Below are 1,602 nucleotides of genomic sequence, written 5' to 3'. Positions count from 1 at the left end.
CCGATCAACCAGCCACGCCGCGACCGGCCCGCCGCACGCCGCTGCCGTCTGCGCCCGGTCGAATGGCCGAAGGCGTGGACGTGCGGCCCACCCGAGGAACCGTTCACCCTCGCCGACGCCCATGTCGCGATGCAACTGCATCGCGAGCACGACTGCGACCGCAAGCACGCCGCATTCGATGCGCTGGTCGCAGCCGGACGCATCCACCCCGATTCGGCGCGCCGACACCGACTCTGGGGCAAACCCTGGTGAATAACCATCCGACTCGGCTCGCCGACTGCACTCACATACCAACCCCGCACGATCGATCGGAATGACTTGATGGCCGAATGGACTTGGGAGCCAGACGATTTCGCGGCGCTGTGGCTCAACCACCCGCACGACCGCTTCCCCGATCCGCTTCGCTTCACCAGTCGCTTCGCCTACCGCGACGACTTCGATGCCCACCGGGTGACCGTGCGCGAGCGCTACTCCCGCAACGAACTAGCAGAAATCCAACTCGCCCTGGATACCTTGACCACCTCGCTGGTACGCATCCAAATCTTCGGCGGCACAACCCGACACAAGAACCCCGACGGCGGCGTCCGCATCTACCGCATTGTCGGCGCACGTACCGACCAGCGCGCGATGTCGCTGGCCCAAGCCACCTTCGGCGATGCCAACGGCCCGATCCGCTGCCGGATGTTCCCCACCGATCACCTCCCCACACAACTCGTCGGCTGCCTGCCACCCTGCACACCCGGCACCCAATCGCAGGCCGCCTGCCACCCCGACAGCGACACCCCACACGAGCGCTATCAGCGCCTCCTGCGGCAGCCCGCCGACGGCGGCGGATCCGCTCTGCTGCACACCGGCCCCGCCGCCAAACCGAGCAACCCCGTCGCCACCATCCAATGGCACGACATCACCGATGACGGCCGCTACACCGAACTCCACAACCAACCCCACACCATCCACCCCACCACCCCCACCGACCTCGCCGCCCACTTCACCACCTGGCTCCTCAGCCCCTGAACAACTACGCAGCTCATCCCCCTTGCCCCCACTCCGCGAGCACTGAAATCCCTCACTCCGACCCCTCACTCCCGACCTCCTCCTTGGCAGAGTTCTGGACGGGTGCGTTCGGGTTGGTCAGGCTGCGGTAGGTCCTGTTGTCCTGCACCGACTTCCCGGTTTTCTCGACCCGAAATGGTTTGGCGTTCCGCGGTTTTGCCGGTGCAGTGCTGGGCACGTCGTGTGCCGTACCCGCCTTACCTCCCGCAGCCAGGTGAACAGGCCCACAGCTTCCAGCCCACTCAACTGGCCGTGGTCGCGTCCTCCAGAAACACCCCCCACCCCACATCTGAACTGGACAAATGATCACGTGGAATCTATGGCGGCATCGCCCGAGAAGCCCCCGCCACCAGTGCCACCTGATCTTGATCACCATGCACTGATGCAGTGCAAACGTCGAGAAGAGCCCTGCACCAGCGCATTCTCGAGTAGTAGGTACTGCGGCATAGGTGCGGACGGTCGGCAGTGTCGGGGCGTTTCTTGGCAGAGTTCTGGACCGGTGATGACCATGCGCTGGTGTGGGTGGACGTTGAGAGCGGCCTGCGCCAG

3 protein-coding genes are annotated in these 1,602 nt (G+C 65.3%); 2 read left to right on the top strand and 1 reads right to left on the bottom strand.

Translation table 11 applies throughout. The features are described 5' to 3' along the window. Both ABZW16_RS43915 and ABZW16_RS43910 read left to right on the top strand, forming a co-directional pair. A partial coding sequence (locus ABZW16_RS43915) for a hypothetical protein (protein ID WP_354962096.1) occupies nt 1-252 on the top strand: 252 nt, incomplete at its 5' end. A 69-nt stretch (nt 253-321) separates the two neighbouring features. After that, nucleotides 322-1,014 (top strand): ESX secretion-associated protein EspG, encoded by a 693-nt coding sequence (locus tag ABZW16_RS43910; RefSeq protein WP_354962095.1) that lies wholly within the window; start codon nt 322-324, stop codon nt 1,012-1,014. A gap of 408 nt (nt 1,015-1,422) precedes the next feature. Here the strand turns inward: ABZW16_RS43910 and ABZW16_RS43905 are convergent. Continuing rightward, the coding region (locus ABZW16_RS43905) for a hypothetical protein (protein ID WP_354962094.1) at nt 1,423-1,602 on the bottom strand (180 nt) is incomplete at its 5' end.

The organism is Nocardia sp. NPDC004604, from assembly GCF_040609795.1.
Classification (GTDB): Bacteria; Actinomycetota; Actinomycetes; order Mycobacteriales; family Mycobacteriaceae; genus Nocardia.
The sequence above is the reverse complement of the archived record's forward strand: the minus strand, read 5'-3'. Positions and strand labels throughout refer to the sequence as shown.

Coding starts and splice junctions, on each gene's coding strand:
- ABZW16_RS43910 (WP_354962095.1), top strand. CDS start 322: ATGGCCGAATGGACTTGGGAGCCAGACGATTTCGCGGCGCTGTGGCTC.